The organism is Xanthomonas hortorum, assembly GCF_024339125.1.
GTDB lineage: Bacteria > Pseudomonadota > Gammaproteobacteria > Xanthomonadales > Xanthomonadaceae > Xanthomonas > Xanthomonas hortorum.
Window position 1 is genome coordinate 3,547,590 of the sequence record NZ_CP101417.1, and the last position, 16,592, is coordinate 3,564,181.

Consider the following 16,592-nt stretch of genomic DNA (forward strand, 5'->3'; position numbering starts at 1 on the left):
TAGGCAATAGACTGCGGGCTTGCACAAACCACTTTCAGATCAGCCAACAAAACGCAAAGAGCGGTCGCCTGGCGGTGAGCGCATGGGTTTTGTTGGCTTTCTCTTGTTGGATGCAGTCAGAAGCCCAGCTCAAACGCTGAGTCGGTCGAGGGCGCGGTGGCCTCACCGCACCAGAATCGAGTCATAAGCCTAGTCGGTCGAGGGCGCGATGCCCTCACCGCTCGCGGGACACGCCGCAAGTACGTCCATGTAGGCTCGGTGGCGGCATCCATGCCGCCACACGGTCCCGCAATCGGCGAGGGCACCGCACCAGACAGTTTGCTGGTTGCTTGAAAACATGCACACCGACCATCTTGATTGGTCCTTGCCCGCCCACCATCGCGGGACCTTACGCGGCATGGATGCCGCGTAAGAGCCTACATGGACGTACTTGCGGCGTGTCCCGCGATGGTGGGCGGGCAAGGGCCCTGCAACCAGGCCGCAGATCAACCGCTCTGCAGCCAAGCCGCCAATCAGCCGCCCTGCAGCAGACCTACGTAAAGTGGTTTTGTCAGTCGCTCCTACCTTCAAACCGGCTGCAAATACCCATCCAACGCCGCACGCACCACGTACAACATATCGGTGCGCGGTACTGGTCGCGTAAGCCGCGTCATCAATCGGCGTGCCTGAGTCTGCCGTACCCATGGTTGCCCTTGAAGCCACAGCTGTGTCTGCAACATGTCCGCACGTTCCTTGCGGCTTTCGGCCGACGGCGCAACGCGGTTGTGCAGATACTGCCGCGCTTCGCTCAGCGACCGCGACCATTCGATGCCGGGCAGTGCCGGCAACCACAGGTTGGAGCATGAGGCCGTGGTCAAGGTCTGGCGGCCCGCACGCATGCGCAACAACCGCGGGCAATCGGCCTGCAGGCGCGCCATCACCGCCGCCGGCACCACGCTGCGGTAGTAGCGTTGCAGCAGCAACAACGGCGGCAATGCCCACCACGGCGACACGCTCGCCTCTTCCCACAATTGGTCCCAATCGCGCTGCCCCATGCGCGTGGCCAGCAACGCAAGATCGTGCAGATGCATCAGCCGGATGCTGCGATGGCAGATGCCACCGGCCGCGTGCAGCAGCAGATGGCACATCAATGCGCCGACGGACGGATAGGGGTTCAAACCCGGCTGCGGGCGCTCCGGCAGGATGCGTGATGTGATGTCCACGCTGTGCACCGGCAAGCGTTCCTGGATGCGCGTGTGCAGCTCGATATTGATCGGCGCATCGCGATGCTCGCCCAGTCCCGCGACCGCTTCGCCTTGAATCGGCTTGAAGACCTGATGCTTCCATTGTTCGAACGAGGCCACGTAACCGAGTCCGCACAACAGTGCTGCTGCAGCTGGTGCGTCTCCCGGCTCCACCAGTAGATCGATATCGGCCATCGGCCGATCGCCCGGCAGGTACACGCCAAGCCGATGCAGTGCGGTTCCCTTCAGACCGACCAACGCGATGCCTGCAGCACGCGCCGCAGCATCGATGCGCGTCAGCAATACGGCGATGCGCCGATGCCGATCTTCGACATGGCGGCGTTGCTCACTCAGAAACGTCGTCCATTCGGCGTTCTGCCATAGCGAGCGACGCTGTAGCAGCGGTGATACGCCATGCGCTGCCGCCGCTGCGGCTGCAAGCTGCCATTGCAACCGATCCCACTGCGGCGCCACTTCCCCCGGCTGCGCCAATTCCTGCGCCAGCCGTTCGGTGGCCGTGCGCAGGCCGTGCTTGATGGTGCGAAGGGAAGGCTGCATGCGAAGGTGATCCGGTAAGGCGAGGTGATGTGCGAGAAGATCGAGAGGCGTTGCGCGCTAGCCGACCAGCACGGTTGCCAGCTGCCGCGGTTGACCTGTGGCAACGCTGACCAGCGGTTCGGTGCGATGCTGTTTTTCTGATGCGATCAGGGCAGACCAGCGCGCTTCCAGGTGCTCGGATGCCTGCGCAAACGCATCGGCACTCATCGTTGCGCGTGCCTGTTGCAGATCCACTTGCGTATGCAGCAGATCGCGCACGCTGCGATAGAACTCCGAGCCGTAGGCGCCACGGAACATCATCGCCAGGTCGTCGCTGTCCTGCCAATGGGTCTTGCCGCCCAACTGGTTTTTCACTTCTTCGTAGAACTTGGTGCCGGGCAGGGGATAGGACACGCTGACGCCGATGATGTCCGGGTTGGCCTGCGTCACCAGGGCGCGCGTGGCCAGGATGTCGTCGAGTTCCTCGCCCAGATACCCGAGTTGAATGAAGAAACCCACGCGAATGCCGCGCGCACCAAGGCGTTGGCGTGCGGCGATCACCTCGCCAACCGTGGTTCCCTTGGTCATCTTGTCGAGGATGCGCTGGCTGCCGCTTTCTGCACCCAGCCAGGCCTCTGCGCAGCCGGCGCGCGCCAGTGCCGCGGCCATGCGCTCGCTGGCCAGATCGGCGCGGGTCTGGATGGTGAACGGAATCGCGCCATCGGCATCGGTCAAACGCTGCGCAAAGGTTTCCACCCAATCGATATGGAAGCCGAAGATGTCATCGGCCATCCAGATGTGATCGGGTTGAAAACTGCGCTTGAGGTGGATCATTTCCGCAGCCACATCTTCGGCATCGCGGCGCTTGTAGTGGTTGCCCCAGATCGGTTTGGCGCACCAGTTGCAGCGGAACGGGCAACCGCGCGAGGCGGCCATGTTCAAGCTGAAGTAGCCGTGCCGTTGCTGCCAGAAACGCTGGTAACGCGGCATGTCGACCAGGTCCCACGCCGGCAGGCCGCTCAGGCGTGCGTCCGGCGGTTGTGCGCCGCGATGCACGTGTGCCTCAGCAGAGGGGCTGGTGGCGATACGTGCAACGCCGGCGAGCCAGGCACCCGTGTCGATGGTGGGATCTGCTTCGACGCGCGCCACCAGTTCCAGCAGCGGTGCGATGCCTTCGCCGATCAGTACCGCATGTGCGCCAGCGGCCAGAAACACATCCGGATTGTCGGAGGCATCCGATCCGGCCACCAGCACGCGGCAACCGGCCGCACGCGCCTGCGCAATCATCTGGCAGGCAGCCTCGCGCATGCGGCTCAGGCACATCTTGGTGAGGAAGTTGAAGTTGTCTTCGTAGAACACCACCAGGTCCGGCTGCGCGGCGTGCAAAGCGCCGGTGTAGTCCTGCACATCCTCGGCCAGCATCGCGTCGAACAGGCTCAAGGTGTGGCCACGCTCGCGCAGCAACGCTGCGACCTGCAGTGTTGCCAACGGTGGATACGGCTTGCCGCGCTCCCATTGCTTCGGGTCGTAACGCAGAAAATACGAATGACTGACCTGGATCTTTAGCATCTGCACAAGGCTCTCGTTCTGTCGCCAGGTACGCGCAGCAATGGCGTGCGCAGACACCGGCATTCGGCTCGGCAGTAGGTGCGCACGCAGATGCGTTTGGTTGCGCCGCTGCGATGCACACTGTGCAAAGCGTTGTGCATCTGCATCGATGGCAGCGATGCAACCTTTCAGCAACGGATCGGCACACACCGGCTGATTGATGCAATGGATGGAAGGCATGCCGCACTCGGCCGCGTTGGCGGAACTCCTGCCAGTGAGCGATAGCGCACGCTCGGCGGCGCCCGGCAATGCGCTATCGGCCGCAGATCCGTTCGGTGAGGGCCGCGTGCGTCAGCTGGTTGTGCGCCGGCAGATTCTCGGTGCGCTGTTTCATTTCCACAGCGACAGCGAGGCGTTGCTGGCGTTGGTGGATGCCGCCTATGCAGGCTTGCCCGCGCATCGCCTGCCGGCTGCGCCGGAATTCCATATCACGCTGGATCTGGTGTCGCGTGGCCAGGCGCCATCGAGCGCAGAACCGCCGCCGGTGCACACGCATGCAAGCGGTGGCTTGCTGTGCGGCGTCATGGATGCCTGCAATTACCTGATGCTGTCGGTGCCCGAGCGCCGCGCCATGCTGGTGGTCTCCGAGGACATGCTCGCCTACGCCTATCACGTGCGCTATGAGCTGATCGAATTTGCGGTGTTCCTGCTCGCCGCGCGTGGCATGGCCTTGGTGCCGTTGCATGGCGCATGCGTGGGCCGGCACGGACGCAGCGTGTTGCTGCTCGGCGCCAGCGGTGCGGGCAAGTCGACGCTGGCGCTGCACAGCTTGCTGCATGGGCTGGACTTCATCGCCGAAGACGGCGTGTTCGTTGCGCCGGAGAGTCTGTTGACCACCGGCGTTGCCAACTTCCTGCATCTGCGCTCGGACGCGCTTGGCCTGGTCGATGCAGACACTCGCGCGTGGATCAGCGCATCGCCGACCATCCGCCGCCGCAGTGGCGTGGAAAAGTTCGAGATCGATATCCGCCATGGCCGTGCACGGCTTGCGCGCACGCCCTTGCAGCTGTGCGCAGTGGTGATGCTGTCCGGCACTCCTGCCAGCACGTCGGCGCAGCGTCTGCTGCCAACGCCGGCCGAGCAGATTGCCGAGTGTCTGGTGCGCGATCAACCTTACGCCGCCGGTCAACCAGGGTGGCAGCGCTTTGTCGAACAGGTGCAGCGCGTAGGCATGTTCACGCTGCGGCGCGGCGCGCATCCGCAGGCATCGGTGGATGCACTGCTGCAGTTGTTGCGATGAGGGCGCAGATGCCGGTGCGTCGTCGCGTGATCCATACGCCTGCCAGCGTGACGAAGCGCCTCTTGCACGATGTGCATCGCTGAGATGCAGACCTCCATCCCCCGCGATCGCAGGCGTGCCAGCTTGCGCACGTTCGTCGGCACGCTGGTGCCTGCAGACCTGCCAACCATCGCGCTCTATGTCGCCCTGTCGCTGGCGGCTGCATTGGCAGGCAGCATCGTGGCGGTCTGCCTGGTCCCCTTGGTGCAGCCTGGCCATGGCGTGCAATTGGCCGGCTATCGGTTGGCGTTGCCTGATGGTCTGGCGATGCAGACGGCGCTGTTTGCCGGCGTCAGCCTGGTATTTGCCGCACTGCGATGGCACAGCGCGCGGCTGGCCGCACGGCTGACCAGCCGCTACGCAATCGGGCTGCGCCGTCGCGTGCATGCCGCGTTGATCGACGCACCGTTGCCAGCCTTGTCCGGCGCCAGTTCGGCAGAAATCGCCAACGTACTCACCTACAACATCGAAATCGCCACACAAGGGTTCAGCGCGGTGCTGCAACTGCTGGTGGCCGGCATGACGGCGCTGGTGAGCATCTGCATTGCCGTGCTGATCGCACCCGCGCTGGTGCTGGCGATGCCGTTGCTGCTCGCCCTGGCCTGGTTGGGCTTGCGCATCTCCAGCAGCGACAGGCAGGCGCGCATCAGCCGCGACTACGTGGCCGACATGACGCAGTTGTTCTGGTTGAGCGAAGACTTCCCGCGTCGTCTGCGGCATGTGCGCTCGTTCCAGCGCGAAGACGTCGAAAGCCGACATTACGAGCGCATTTCCACGCGGCTGGGGCAGGGCTATGCGCAACAGCAGGAGCTGGTGGCGGGCAGCCGCTTGGTGCTCGAACTCACTGCCGTGGCCGCGATCGCCGGCATTCTGGTGCTGGCCAATCTGTGGCAGGGCGCCGACCGCGCCGCGCTGATCACCGTCAGCCTGCTGCTCGGGCGCTTGCTGCCGTATCTGGTCACCACGCGGCAAAGCGTGCAGCAACTGCGCTCGGCCTGGCCGGCGCTGCAATTGTGGCGGCGCTATGTGGAACTGGGCACCACGCCCACGCACGCATCAGCCGAGACGGCAGTGCCATTGCCCGCAGCGCTGCATATCGAACACATCGGCCTGGCACCGCCGCTGCCCAGGCTCGATCTCGGTCCGATGATTCTGCTGCCAGGCGAAATGACCTTGGTCGTCGGGCCGTCCGGTATCGGCAAGAGCAGTCTGATGGATGTGCTTTCCGGGCAGACCCCGCCCGCACAGTTCACCGCGCATATGGCCGGGCGCCGGCTGGATTTCGGCGCGTATCGCACGTTGGTTCGGCATAGCGCCTACATCGGCCAGGGCGTGCGGCCATGGCAGCGCAGCGTGCGCGATTGTCTGGACTGGGCGCTGCCCGGCACAGCGGATGCACGCATGTGGGAGGTGTTGGGCGATGTCGGTTTGAGCGTGCGCCTGCAGCGCGACGGTCAAGGTCTGGACACGCCGATCAATGGCCCGGAGGGACGCCTGTCCGGTGGCGAATCGCAGCGCTTGTTGTTGGCGCAAGTGCTGTTGCGCCAACCGACCCTGGCGGTGTTGGACGAAGCCACCAGTGCGCTGGACGCGGATGCCGAACAGCAGGTGTTGTGCACGCTACGCCAGCGTCTGCCGCAGACCGTGTTGGTGGTGGTCTCGCACCGCACCAGCCTGGCCGCAGTGGCCGATCGTACGGTTGCGCTCGGCGTCGTGCTTGCTGCGCAGGCAGCTGTCAAAGTCGATGCAGTTGCAAGCTCGCGCGCGTAATCGCTGCGCAGTTCAGTTGCGTCGGCACAGGATTAACCGGCAATTTCTTCCAGCGCGCGATTGCGCGTACGCGGCCCGAACAGCGCAATCACGCTCGCCACGATCGACATGCTGATGACGATAAACGCCAGCACGCCATGGCTGCCGACCTGAGCAAGCAGCCAACCGATCAGCACGCTGCTCACGGCGGTGGAAAGACGGCTGAAGGAATAACAGAAACCTACTGCACGCGCGCGCAATCCGGTGGGGAACAGCTCGGCCTGGTAGCCGTGATAAGCGAAGCTCATCCAGGCATTGCAGAACGCAATCATCGCCCCACACACCACCATGCCGGTCGCCTGATGCTGCTGCGAAAACAGCACGCCAAACAGCACTGCGCCCAACGCCGATGCGGTGATCTGCCACTTGTTTTCCCAGCGCTGCGCAAACCGCAACAACAGCAGCGGCGCCAACGGGTAGGCCAGCGAGATCGCAAAGGAATAGCCCAGGCTCTTGGTCACGCCGGTGCCTTGCGCCGAGATCAGTGCCGGCAGCCAATTGCCGAAACCGAAGAAGCCGATTGCCTGAAAGATATGGAACACCACCAGCATGCCGATGCGCCCGCGATAGGGCGCTCGCCATAACAGCGATGCCTGGGTGTCGCTGTGTGCCAACGGCACCGCCCCCTGCTGCGGCATGGCCAATGGCGCGCCCAGATCGCGTTCGCAGCGCGCCTCCAGTTGGATCAGCACCGCGTCCGCTTCGGCATGGCGTCCTTGCGCCGCCAACCAACGTGCCGATTCCGGCAAACGGCTGCGCAGCCACCAGATCGCCAGCGCAAACACGCCACTCAGCAATACCACCCAACGCCAGCCGCTCACCCCCAGCGGTGCATGCGGCACCAGCAGCCAGGCGGTCAGCGCCACTGCCGGCACGGCCAGAAACTGCACGAAGAACGCAAACGCAAATGCGGCGCTACGCATATGCCGCGGCACCAATTCGGACAGGTAGGTGTCGATGGTGACCAGCTCGATGCCTAACCCGATCCCCACCACAAAGCGCAGCACGATGACGCCGGTGGCAGTGCTTTGCAGGCCCATCGCCACAGTGGCAGCGGTGTACCAGATCAACGCGAACGTAAAGACCAGCCGGCGCCCAAAACGATCGGCAAACGGACTCAGCAATGCGGCGCCGACAAACAGCCCCAGAAAGGTCGCTGCCGCAAACGCAGCCTGGTCGGACATGCCGAATACGCCATCCGCACCGCTGGCGAAGATGCCATCGCGGATCAGCCCGGGGCTGATGTAGGCGGTCTGGAACAGATCGTACAACTCGAAAAATCCGCCCAGCGCGAGCAAGCCAACCAGCCGCCACAGCGTGGCACTGGCCGGCAGCCGATCGATGCGCGCCGCGATCTGCGCAGCGCCGGAAGCAGGGTCAAGCGGAGCGGTCAAAGCCATTGTTATGCAGCGCGGTCAGTTCGGCATTCATCATAGCCAGCCATCTGACGGGTCAGTAGCTGTGCTTCGCGGCGCGCTCAACGCATTCGCGCACCAGCAGCCACAGGCATCTAAAAGCCCCTCTAAAAGCCCCTCTCCTGCGGGGCGAGGCCCTAGCAATAGTTGAGCACACCAAGCTTCGCACGCACCCTCATCCGCCCCTGCGGGGCACCTTCTCCCGAGGGGAGAAGGAAGTAAAGCTTCCATAAACCATCCCCGCTGTTCGACCACTGGAATGCTGTAATCCCCTCAGCGCCACCTGAGCGGGTAGCAATGCCGGCCGGCCAGCCCCATCTCTTGCACATCATTCATTCCCCGGAGTCATCCGATGACGCCCATTTCCGTGCTCGACCTGGCGCCGGTCTGCGAAGGCAGCGACACCACCCACGCCTTCGCCAACATGCTCGATCTGGCCCAGCACGCCGAGCGCTGGGGCTATCAGCGTTATTGGCTGGCCGAGCACCACAACATGCCGGGCATCGCCAGCGCCGCCACTGCGGTGCTGATCGGTCATGTGGCCGGTGGCACCAAGACCATCCGCGTCGGCGCTGGCGGCATCATGCTGCCCAACCATGCGCCGCTGCAGGTGGCCGAACAGTTCGGCACGCTGGCGTCGTTGTATCCGCAGCGCATCGACCTGGGCCTGGGCCGTGCGCCCGGTACCGACCAGCCCACCGCGCGCGCCTTGCGCCGCTATTTCGACAGTGCCGATCACTTCCCGCAGGACGTGGCCGAGCTGCTGCGCTACTTCGCACCGGCGGTGCCGGGGCAACTGGTGCAGGCCGTGCCGGGCGCCGGGCTGGACGTGCCGGTATGGTTGCTGGGCTCCAGCCTGTTCAGTGCACGGCTGGCCGCAGCGATGGGCCTGTCGTTCGCGTTCGCCTCGCACTTCGCGCCCGATGCGATGGACGAAGCCGTGGCCATCTACCGCCGCGAGTTCCGCCCGTCCGCACAGTTGGCCAGGCCGCACGTGATGCTGGCCTTGAACGTGGTGGCCGCCGAGACCGAGGCGCAGGCGCGTCGCCTGTTTACTACCCAGCAGCAGAGTTTCGTGAACCTGCGTCGCGGCAAGCCGGGCAAGATTCCCGCGCCGATCGACGATATCGACAGCTTCTGGCAGCCGCATGAACGTGCCGGTGTCGAGCGCGCGTTGGCCTGCACGGTGCTGGGCGATGCCGAGCAGATCGCGCAGGGCGTGGCCGAGTTCATCGACCGCCACACGCCGGACGAGCTGTTGTTCACCGCCAACATCTACGACCATGCCGCGCGTCTGCGCTCGTTCGAAATCGCCGCCATCGCCTGCCGCGAAATGGACGTGACCACTGCGTGATTCACGTCGCTTTGCGCGGCGATCCGCTCAGATGTGTGCACATCTATTGGGAAGACCAGCATGCACCTTCAGCAACGCAGCGAGAGCATCAAGCAGTTGGCGGAATTGATCCGCGGCGTGGACATTGCGATGTTCACCACCGTCTCGGCCGACGGCAAGTTGGTGAGCCGGCCGTTGGGCACGCAGGAAGTCGAGTTCGATGGCGACCTGTGGTTCGCCACCGCTGCCGATAGCCCGAAGGTGGCAGAGATTGCCGCCGACCCGCGCGTCAATGTGGCGTACGCCTCGGCGTCGAAGAACAGCTATGTGTCGGTCGCCGGTACCGCACGCGTGGTCAATGACCGCGCCAAGATCGATGAACTCTGGTCGCCGGCAATGAGGGTGTTTTTTCCGGGCGGCAAGGACGACCCCAATCTGCGTCTGATCCACGTGCGCGCCGAATCGGCCGAATACTGGGACGGCCCGAGCGGGCTGCTGGGCAAGGCGCTGTACTTCGTGATGACGGCAGTCACCGACGACACGGGCAGCCTGTCAGACAACCGTGTGGTCGATCTGAAGTAACGGCGACCGATCAGGTGTGCCGATCGCCTCGCGCATCAGCGCCAGGCGACCGGCCACCAATCGCGCACCAGATCCAGCAACTGGTCGGAAGTGACCCCGAACACCGCCACCGACACCAGCGCCGCCGCCCAGCCTACCAACAGCAAAGCGCCATCGCGCTCCAGCAGGGCCAGCGCGAACAACAGCAGGATCAGGCCGAAAATGTAGTTGGTGAACGGGATCGGCAGCGTCAGCAAGATGCCGACCAGCACCAGCAGCAAGCCGGTGAACACCTGCGCCGGAATACGATCCAGCATGCCGTGCAAACGCGGCTTGAGCAGCCGATCCAGGCGTTGCAACGTCGGTGCAAGCCGCGCAACGAAACGCTGGCTGGTACTGCGGCGCGGCCCACGATCGCCGATGAAACGCGGCACCCACGGCTTGCGCAGGCAGCACATCATCTGCACGCCGATCAGCACTGTCAGCGGGCCGCTGATGCCACCGGCCACGCCGGGAATCGGGATGAAGGAGGGCAGGATCGCCAGAAACAGGAACACGCCGAACGCGCTCTGCTGCAGATCGGCCAGAATCTCGCGCACACGCAACACATGATTCGGGTCGCCCTCGCTGAAGGCTGCCAGCAGGCTGCGGATGCCTTCATTGCGATACCGCATGTGTTCGCCGCCGGAATCATCGGATGGCGGCGCGCCGTTATCCGACGATGTCATCGCTGTCCTCATCGCCGATGCGGCTCAGCAACAGCTTGTCCACGCGCGCCCCATCCAGATCCACGATCTCGATGCGCCAGCCGGCCCAATCGAAGAATTCGCCGGCCTGCGGAATACGTCCGAAGTAGTAGATGCACAGCCCGGCGAGCGTGTGGTAATCGCCTTCGTCGGCTTCGGGCAGTTCGGCGCCCAGCACTTCGCGCAGTTCTTCCACCGGCAGCGACCCGTCGATCAGTAACGAACCGTCGGCGCGCGTGATCACCAGCGCGTCTTCGTCGGTGTTTTCCACTGCCTGCAGCCGGCCGACCACCGCGCCCATCAGGTCGCTGATGGTCACCAGGCCGCGGATTTCGCCGTATTCGTCCACCACCAGGGCCATCGACTGCTGTTCTTCGCGAAAGATCTCCAGCAGCTTCATCGCATGCGTGGATTCGGACACGAACAAGGTGTCGCGCAGCGCCTGGAACAGGTTCTCGCCGTGCCCGCCCATGCGAGTGACCAGCGATTTGACTTCCAGCACGCCAGCAATGTCCTGGTCGCTGCCGCGATACACCGGGTAACGCGAGAACTCATGCTCGCGCATCATCTGCAGGTTGCGTTCCGGCTCGGCATTGGCATCCAGCCAGGCGATGCGGTTACGCGGCGTCATCAGGCTGTCGGCGGTGCGGTCGCCCAGCCGCATCACCCGATTCATCATGTCGCGCTCGTGCGCGTCGATCACGCCGGCCTCGTGGCTTTCGGCCACCAGCATGCGGATCTCTTCTTCGGTCACCGATGCCGATTCGTCCTTGCCCATGCCCAGCATGCGCAGCACCAACCGGGTCGAGCGCGCCAGCACCCACACGCCGGGTGCGGCAATCTTTGCCAGCCACGCCATCGGCACCGCCACCACGCCGGCAATGTCTTCGGAATTGCGCAGCGCCAGCCGTTTGGGGACCAGTTCGCCGAAGATCAGCGTCAGGAAGGTGATCAAGGCTACCGCCAGCGTGCTGCCGATTACCGCCGAATACGGTTTGGGGTCGCCAACCAGCGAGAAAGTGGCCGACAGCGCGGGGAAGGCCAACTGCAGCCGCTCGCCGATCGCCTCGCCGATGGCTTCGCCGCCGAACAGGCCGGTCAGGATGCCGATCGAGGTGATGCCGATCTGCACCGTGGACAGAAAGTTTTCCGGGCTTTCGGCCAATGCCAGGGCCCGCGCGGCGCGCTTGCTGGAGCCGGCCATCTGCTTCAGGCGGCTCTTGCGCGAGGTCATCAGCGACATCTCCGACATGGCGAAGAAACCGTTCAACAAAATCAGCGCGATAACGATCAGAAACTCAACCACGGGCGTCTTCCCCGGTCAGTGAAGGGGAGGGCGGGCGAGCACTAGGTTGGCCGGCGCGCACGAGGGCGGGGCGGCAACGGGAGGGTAGGGGGTCGTCTTCCATAGGGTGCACCCGAAGGCGCGCGAGCATGTTAGCAAACCGCAGGGTGGTTCGAGCCGGGAAATGCGCATGTGAAGGCCGCCCCAGGCACCGAGATATCCAGACACGTCATGGAACGGTCATAATTCGCCCTCGGCGTCCGTCTCTCCCTCGACGGCAGGAAGTTCTTCACCCATGTTCTCGTTGCAGACCATCTTCGGTTCCGGCAAGCAGTTCTATGCGCTTCTGAACGAAGCGGCGCAGGCCGCCTACGACAGCACCAAGGCCTTGCACGCCATGATGCGCACGTCCGACCGCCAACCCGCGCTGGACGCCTTCAAGCTGGCCCGCCTGCGCGAACGCGCCGCCTCGGACAAGATCGGCCAGGCGCTGGTGGACAGCTTCATGACCCCGATCGAGCGCGAGGACATCGAAGCGCTGGGTTCGGCGCTGTACAAGATCCCCAAGCAGGTCGAGAAATTCGCCGACCGCTATTCGCTGGCCACCAAGCATCTGGAGCACATCGACTTCGCGCCGCGCGCGGCGATGCTGGAACAGGCTGCGGCCGTCGTGGTGGAGATGGTGACCGACCTGCCGCAGATGAACATCGATCGCATGACCGCGCTCAACGACAAGCTGCGCATGCTGGAAAACGAAGCCGACCGGCTGATGCTCGAGCTGTATCGCGACATCTATTCCGGCCGCCTGGACACGCTGCAGATGTTCCTGCTCAAGGAATTCTTCGAGATTCTGGAAAAGGCCATCGACCGTTGCCGCGAGGCAGGGGTGGTGGTGTACCAGATCGTGCTGAAGAACAGCTGAGGTCGCCGCGTGCTTACCCTAGTTCTGGTGGTGATCCTGGCGGCGTTGGTATTCGAATTCATCAACGGCTTCCACGACACCGCCAACTCCATCGCTACCGTGGTCGCCACCAAGGTGTTGTCGCCGGGTTGGGCGGTCATGCTGGCCGCCGGTATGAACCTCATCGGCGCGCTCACCGGCACCGCCGTGGCGCTGACGATCGCCTCCGGCCTGCTCAACACCAACGTGGTCGAGGTCACCCCGCAGGTGATTCTGTGCGCGCTGCTGGGCGGCATCATCTGGAACCTGATCACCTGGTGGAAGGGCCTGCCGTCGTCGTCTTCGCACGCCTTGATCGGTGGCCTGTGCGGCGCCGGCCTGGCTGCGGCGCACAACAACTGGGACGCGCTGATCTGGTCGGAGAACATCGGCAACTGGGCCAAGAACAAGGGCCTGTTGTGGAAGGTGTTCGTGCCGATGATCACCTCGCCGATCGCCGGCTTCCTGCTCGGCATCGTGGTGATGCTGCTGCTGTGGGCGATCATCGCCGGCATGGCCAAACTCGGCGGGCCGATCGGCCGGCTGGCGCGTCCGCGCTGGGTCAACGCCTTCTTCGGCAAGGCGCAGATCGCCTCGGCCGCCTACATGGGGTATGCGCACGGCCACAACGACGCGCAGAAGACCATGGGCATCATCGCCATGACCCTGATCGGCGCGCAGTCGGCCGGTGCACTGGACGATCTGCCGAGCTGGCTGAGCTTCCTGCATCCGGGTACCGGCATTGGAGCCGGCGACGGCATCCCGATGTGGATCGTGCTGACCTGCGCGGTGGTGATGGCCGCCGGTACCGCCTCGGGCGGCTGGAAGATCATCAAGACGCTCGGCCACAAGATGGTCAAGCTGCACCCCATCCACGGCTTTGCCGCAGAAACCAGCTCGGCGACCGTGCTCACCGTGGCCGCGCATTTCGGCATGCCGGTATCGACCACGCACAGCATTTCCACCGCGATCATGGGCGTGGGCTTTGCCAAGAATCCACGCTCGCTGCGGCTGGGCGTGATCGAGCGCATCGTCTGGGCCTGGATTTTGACCATCCCGGCCGCTGGCGGCGTCGCGTATCTGATTCTGCGTTGCTTCGAATGGTTTGGCTGGACCTGAGCGCTGTCGTAGCCTGGTCACCTCGGTCGGCGACGATACGGCGCTGATTGCGGGTGGTCCTGTTGCAGGTCATCCCGTTCGACACTGATGTTCTAACGCGTTCTGCCTGAGGAAAACGCGCCGATGATGCTTGCGCTGGTGTGCGTGTTGTTCCTGCTGTCCTGGCTGATCGGTCGCCGGCGCTGGCGGCGCAGCGCCCGCGCGCTGGCGGCGGCCACGTTGGCGTTGCTGCTGCTGGTCGGTTGCGGTCCCTTGTCGAGCTGGATGTTGCACGGCTTGCAACAGACCGGCGTCAACGATTTCAACGACTGGCGCGCGCGCAACATGATCGTGTTGCTGGGCGCGGGCACGGTGCGGCCCGATGGCCCGGATGCCACCGCCGAAGCGAACATGTTTGCTTACGGCCGCATCGTCGAGTCGGCGCGGCTGTATCGGCAATGCCGCGCGCATGGCGGCGACTGCAAGATCGAGATCAGCGGCGGCGACGCGCGCGGACTGGGCCTGTCCGAAGCGGTGGTCTATCGAAAGGTGTTGATCGGGATAGGCATCGATCAGGCCGATCTGATCATGGAGCCCTCCAGCATGAACACCTGGCAGAACGCGCAGTTCAGCCAGCCGTTGCTGCGCAAGTACCGTGCCGATCGGGTCGTGCTGGTGTCCTCGGCCACGCATCTGCGCCGCGCTGAACTCTACTTCCGTCACTTCGGCATCGAGGCCACGCCGGTGCGCTCGGACTGGTTGACCGCCTCCTGGGCCTGGTTGCCGCAGAGCTACAACTTCACCGTGGCCGATGTCGCCTTGCACGAGTATCTGGGCATCGCGCGCTATCGGGTCTACGAGTGGTTGGGCTGGAATGTGAAGGCCACGCTGCCTGGGGAGTTGTGAGCCGGGAGCGGGGATTCGGGAATGGGAATTCGAGATTCGTAAAAGCCGGCGTGCGTCCTGTTGTGCGCGGCTGATTTATTTTCAACGTTGCCTGGTGCCGTGGAGATCTCGACGGGAGCAACGCATGCGCGGCGGCCGGGAAAAGTAACGGCTCAGCACGGTGGTTTTGCGACTGCTGCGCATTCGCTTGCTGCAACCGGTCTGCAGCATCGCCAGCCGCGTGTGCGGCCGGCGATGCTTGCGCTCAGCGTGTTTCGTACATCGCCTTGACGTCGTTGCGGAATGCGGTCTGGCTGTCGGCGCGGTTGTAGAACATGTGGCCGCCCGGATACTCGCGCACCTGCACACGTTTCGGGTCGTTGCCCATCGCCGGCATCTGATCCACCGTCAGCACCGAGCCCATGAACGGGCAGGAGAGATCGTTCCAGCCGTGCGCGATCAACACGCGCAGTTTCGGGTCGATGGCCACCGATTGGCGCAGTTGTGTTACTGCGCCCTTGCGCAGTTCGTCGTTCCAGTCCCACAGTTTGTTGACGTCGTAATTGAGCGCCTGATAACGCGCATCGACCTTCCAGCCGACCACGCGGGTGACGAAGTCCACCATCGCGGTGGTGGTCGGCGCGATGATGCTGTCCAGCAACGGGTCGTTGGCGCGTTGCTCCGGATCGTTGGGGAACGGGTCGAACGCGGTCACGTTGGAGTCGTAACGGCTACCCAGTTCGCCCTTGTCGCGAAACACCTCGCGCAGATACGCCTGCGTTTCCAGGCGTCCGCCGGAGCGCCGCACATAGGCCGGATCCAGCCCGGTCATGCGCGTGACCTGCTGCAGCATCGCCTCGCTGGCCTGCGGGTCGGTGCGTCCTTTCATCAGTGCCACCGCGTAGTCGCCGCGGGTGTAATCGATCACCTCGCGCATGGCGCTGTCGCTGAGCTTGCCCTGGCGCTCCAGGTGCGCGGCGGCGATCGAGGGCAGCGTCATCATCCATGCCAGTGGCGACACATCGCTGTTGTCGTCCAGGGTCGGATTGAGATACGGCGACACCAGCACCACACCGTTCATCGCCACGCCCAGCCGGGTTTGCAGGTAATGAGTGATGCGCGGGCCACGGAAGCCGCCATAGCTTTCGCCGACCAGGTACTTGCGCGCCTGCAGGCGACGGTTCTTGAGCAGCCAGTCGTAGACCACGCGCGAGAGGTATTCCACGTCGGCCTGCGGGTTGTAGAACTGCTTCTTGGCCTCGTCATCGCCGATCAGGGAGCGGCTGAAGCCGGTGCCGACCGGGTCGATGAACACCAGATCGGTAAAGTCCAGCCAGGTGCCGGGGTTGTCGCGCAATGCCGCCGGTGCCGAGGCGCTATCGCCTTCGGCGCCGAAACCCACCACCTTCGGCCCGATCGCGCCCATGTTCAGATACACCGACGACGCGCCGGGCCCGCCGTTCAGTGCGAACGTGACTGGCCGGTCCTTGCCATCCACGGTGTAGGCGGTGAATACCACTTCGCCGGTGGTCTTGCCTTGCGCGTCGCGTACCGGCAGCGTGCCGACGGTGGCGGTGTAACTCAGCGTCCGGCCGGCCACGCGCGTGCTCTGACGTACGCTGGCATCGGCCGGCAACGGCGCAGGCTTGGATGACGCTGCGTCGGGTTTTGCATCGCTTTTGGCGTCGCTTTTGCTATCGTTTTTATCTGGCGCAGCGGCCAGCGCCGTCCCGCTGAGCAGGACACAGGCCAGCAGGCTGGCACGGAGAAAAGAGGGCATGGCGATCGAGGTTCGAACAGGGGAGCGACGATGCTAGGCCCCGGCAGCGCTCGGTGGATGTGCACAAAGGCATGTGTGTCGCGTTGACCGATG

General features: G+C 64.4%; 13 protein-coding genes. 7 read left to right on the forward strand and 6 right to left on the reverse strand.

The features are described from left to right. Nucleotides 1-566: 566 nt before the first annotated feature. Both NMB96_RS15265 and NMB96_RS15270 read right to left on the reverse strand, forming a co-directional pair. Nucleotides 567-1,781, reverse strand: a complete 1,215-nt coding sequence (locus NMB96_RS15265) for a nucleotidyltransferase family protein (protein ID WP_255085181.1) — start codon at nt 1,779-1,781, stop codon at nt 567-569. Between the two features lie 57 nt (nt 1,782-1,838). Beyond that, nucleotides 1,839-3,392 carry a B12-binding domain-containing radical SAM protein gene (locus NMB96_RS15270; protein WP_255085182.1) on the reverse strand — a complete coding sequence of 518 codons (1,554 nt, stop codon included), beginning with the start codon at nt 3,390-3,392 and terminating at the stop codon, nt 1,839-1,841. A gap of 154 nt (nt 3,393-3,546) precedes the next feature. On the opposite strand from NMB96_RS15270, the gene NMB96_RS15275 reads away from it, so the two are divergent. Together NMB96_RS15275 and NMB96_RS15280 are read left to right on the forward strand one after the other, a co-directional pair. After that, nucleotides 3,547-4,608: a phosphoenolpyruvate carboxykinase (ATP) gene (locus NMB96_RS15275; protein WP_255085184.1), complete on the forward strand. Its 1,062-nt coding sequence runs from the start codon at nt 3,547-3,549 to the stop codon at nt 4,606-4,608. An 84-nt stretch (nt 4,609-4,692) separates the two neighbouring features. After that, complete coding sequence (locus tag NMB96_RS15280; RefSeq protein ID WP_255085186.1) at nt 4,693-6,417, forward strand: ATP-binding cassette domain-containing protein; 1,725 nt, start codon at nt 4,693-4,695, stop codon at nt 6,415-6,417. A gap of 32 nt (nt 6,418-6,449) precedes the next feature. Here NMB96_RS15280 and NMB96_RS15285 read toward each other — a convergent pair whose 3' ends face one another. Then, nucleotides 6,450-7,856, reverse strand: a complete 1,407-nt coding sequence (locus NMB96_RS15285; RefSeq protein WP_255085188.1) for an MFS transporter — start codon at nt 7,854-7,856, stop codon at nt 6,450-6,452. A 367-nt stretch (nt 7,857-8,223) separates the two neighbouring features. Between NMB96_RS15285 and NMB96_RS15290 the strand changes: the two genes are divergently transcribed. Next, nucleotides 8,224-9,225 carry an LLM class flavin-dependent oxidoreductase gene (locus tag NMB96_RS15290; protein WP_255085190.1) on the forward strand — a complete coding sequence of 334 codons (1,002 nt, stop codon included), beginning with the start codon at nt 8,224-8,226 and terminating at the stop codon, nt 9,223-9,225. Between the two features lie 60 nt (nt 9,226-9,285). Continuing rightward, entirely contained in the window at nt 9,286-9,786 is a 501-nt protein-coding gene (locus tag NMB96_RS15295) for a pyridoxamine 5'-phosphate oxidase family protein (RefSeq protein WP_023903728.1), read from the forward strand. 35 nt (nt 9,787-9,821) lie between these two features. On the opposite strand, the gene NMB96_RS15300 is transcribed toward NMB96_RS15295, so the two are convergent. Both NMB96_RS15300 and NMB96_RS15305 read right to left on the reverse strand, forming a co-directional pair. Beyond that, nucleotides 9,822-10,493 (reverse strand): exopolysaccharide biosynthesis protein, encoded by a 672-nt coding sequence (locus NMB96_RS15300; RefSeq protein ID WP_023903729.1) that lies wholly within the window; start codon nt 10,491-10,493, stop codon nt 9,822-9,824. Next, entirely contained in the window at nt 10,477-11,817 is a 1,341-nt protein-coding gene (locus NMB96_RS15305; RefSeq protein ID WP_104549333.1) for a hemolysin family protein, read from the reverse strand. Before NMB96_RS15305 ends, NMB96_RS15300 begins: the two co-directional genes overlap by 17 nt. Before the next feature lie 274 nt (nt 11,818-12,091). Between NMB96_RS15305 and NMB96_RS15310 the strand changes: the two genes are divergently transcribed. From NMB96_RS15310 to NMB96_RS15320, 3 genes are all read left to right on the forward strand, one after another. After that, the gene (locus tag NMB96_RS15310; protein WP_006452783.1) at nt 12,092-12,718 is read left to right on the forward strand and encodes a DUF47 domain-containing protein; all 627 of its coding nucleotides are present in this window, start codon (nt 12,092-12,094) and stop codon (nt 12,716-12,718) included. A gap of 9 nt (nt 12,719-12,727) precedes the next feature. Then, complete coding sequence (locus tag NMB96_RS15315) at nt 12,728-13,855, forward strand: inorganic phosphate transporter (protein ID WP_104549334.1); 1,128 nt, start codon at nt 12,728-12,730, stop codon at nt 13,853-13,855. Between the two features lie 123 nt (nt 13,856-13,978). After that, nucleotides 13,979-14,740 (forward strand): YdcF family protein, encoded by a 762-nt coding sequence (locus tag NMB96_RS15320; RefSeq protein ID WP_006452780.1) that lies wholly within the window; start codon nt 13,979-13,981, stop codon nt 14,738-14,740. 244 nt (nt 14,741-14,984) lie between these two features. Here the strand turns inward: NMB96_RS15320 and NMB96_RS15325 are convergent, their stop codons facing one another. After that, on the reverse strand, nt 14,985-16,499 hold the full coding sequence (locus tag NMB96_RS15325) for a S10 family peptidase (protein WP_255085200.1): 1,515 nt from the start codon (nt 16,497-16,499) through the stop codon (nt 14,985-14,987). Nucleotides 16,500-16,592 lie beyond the last annotated feature (93 nt).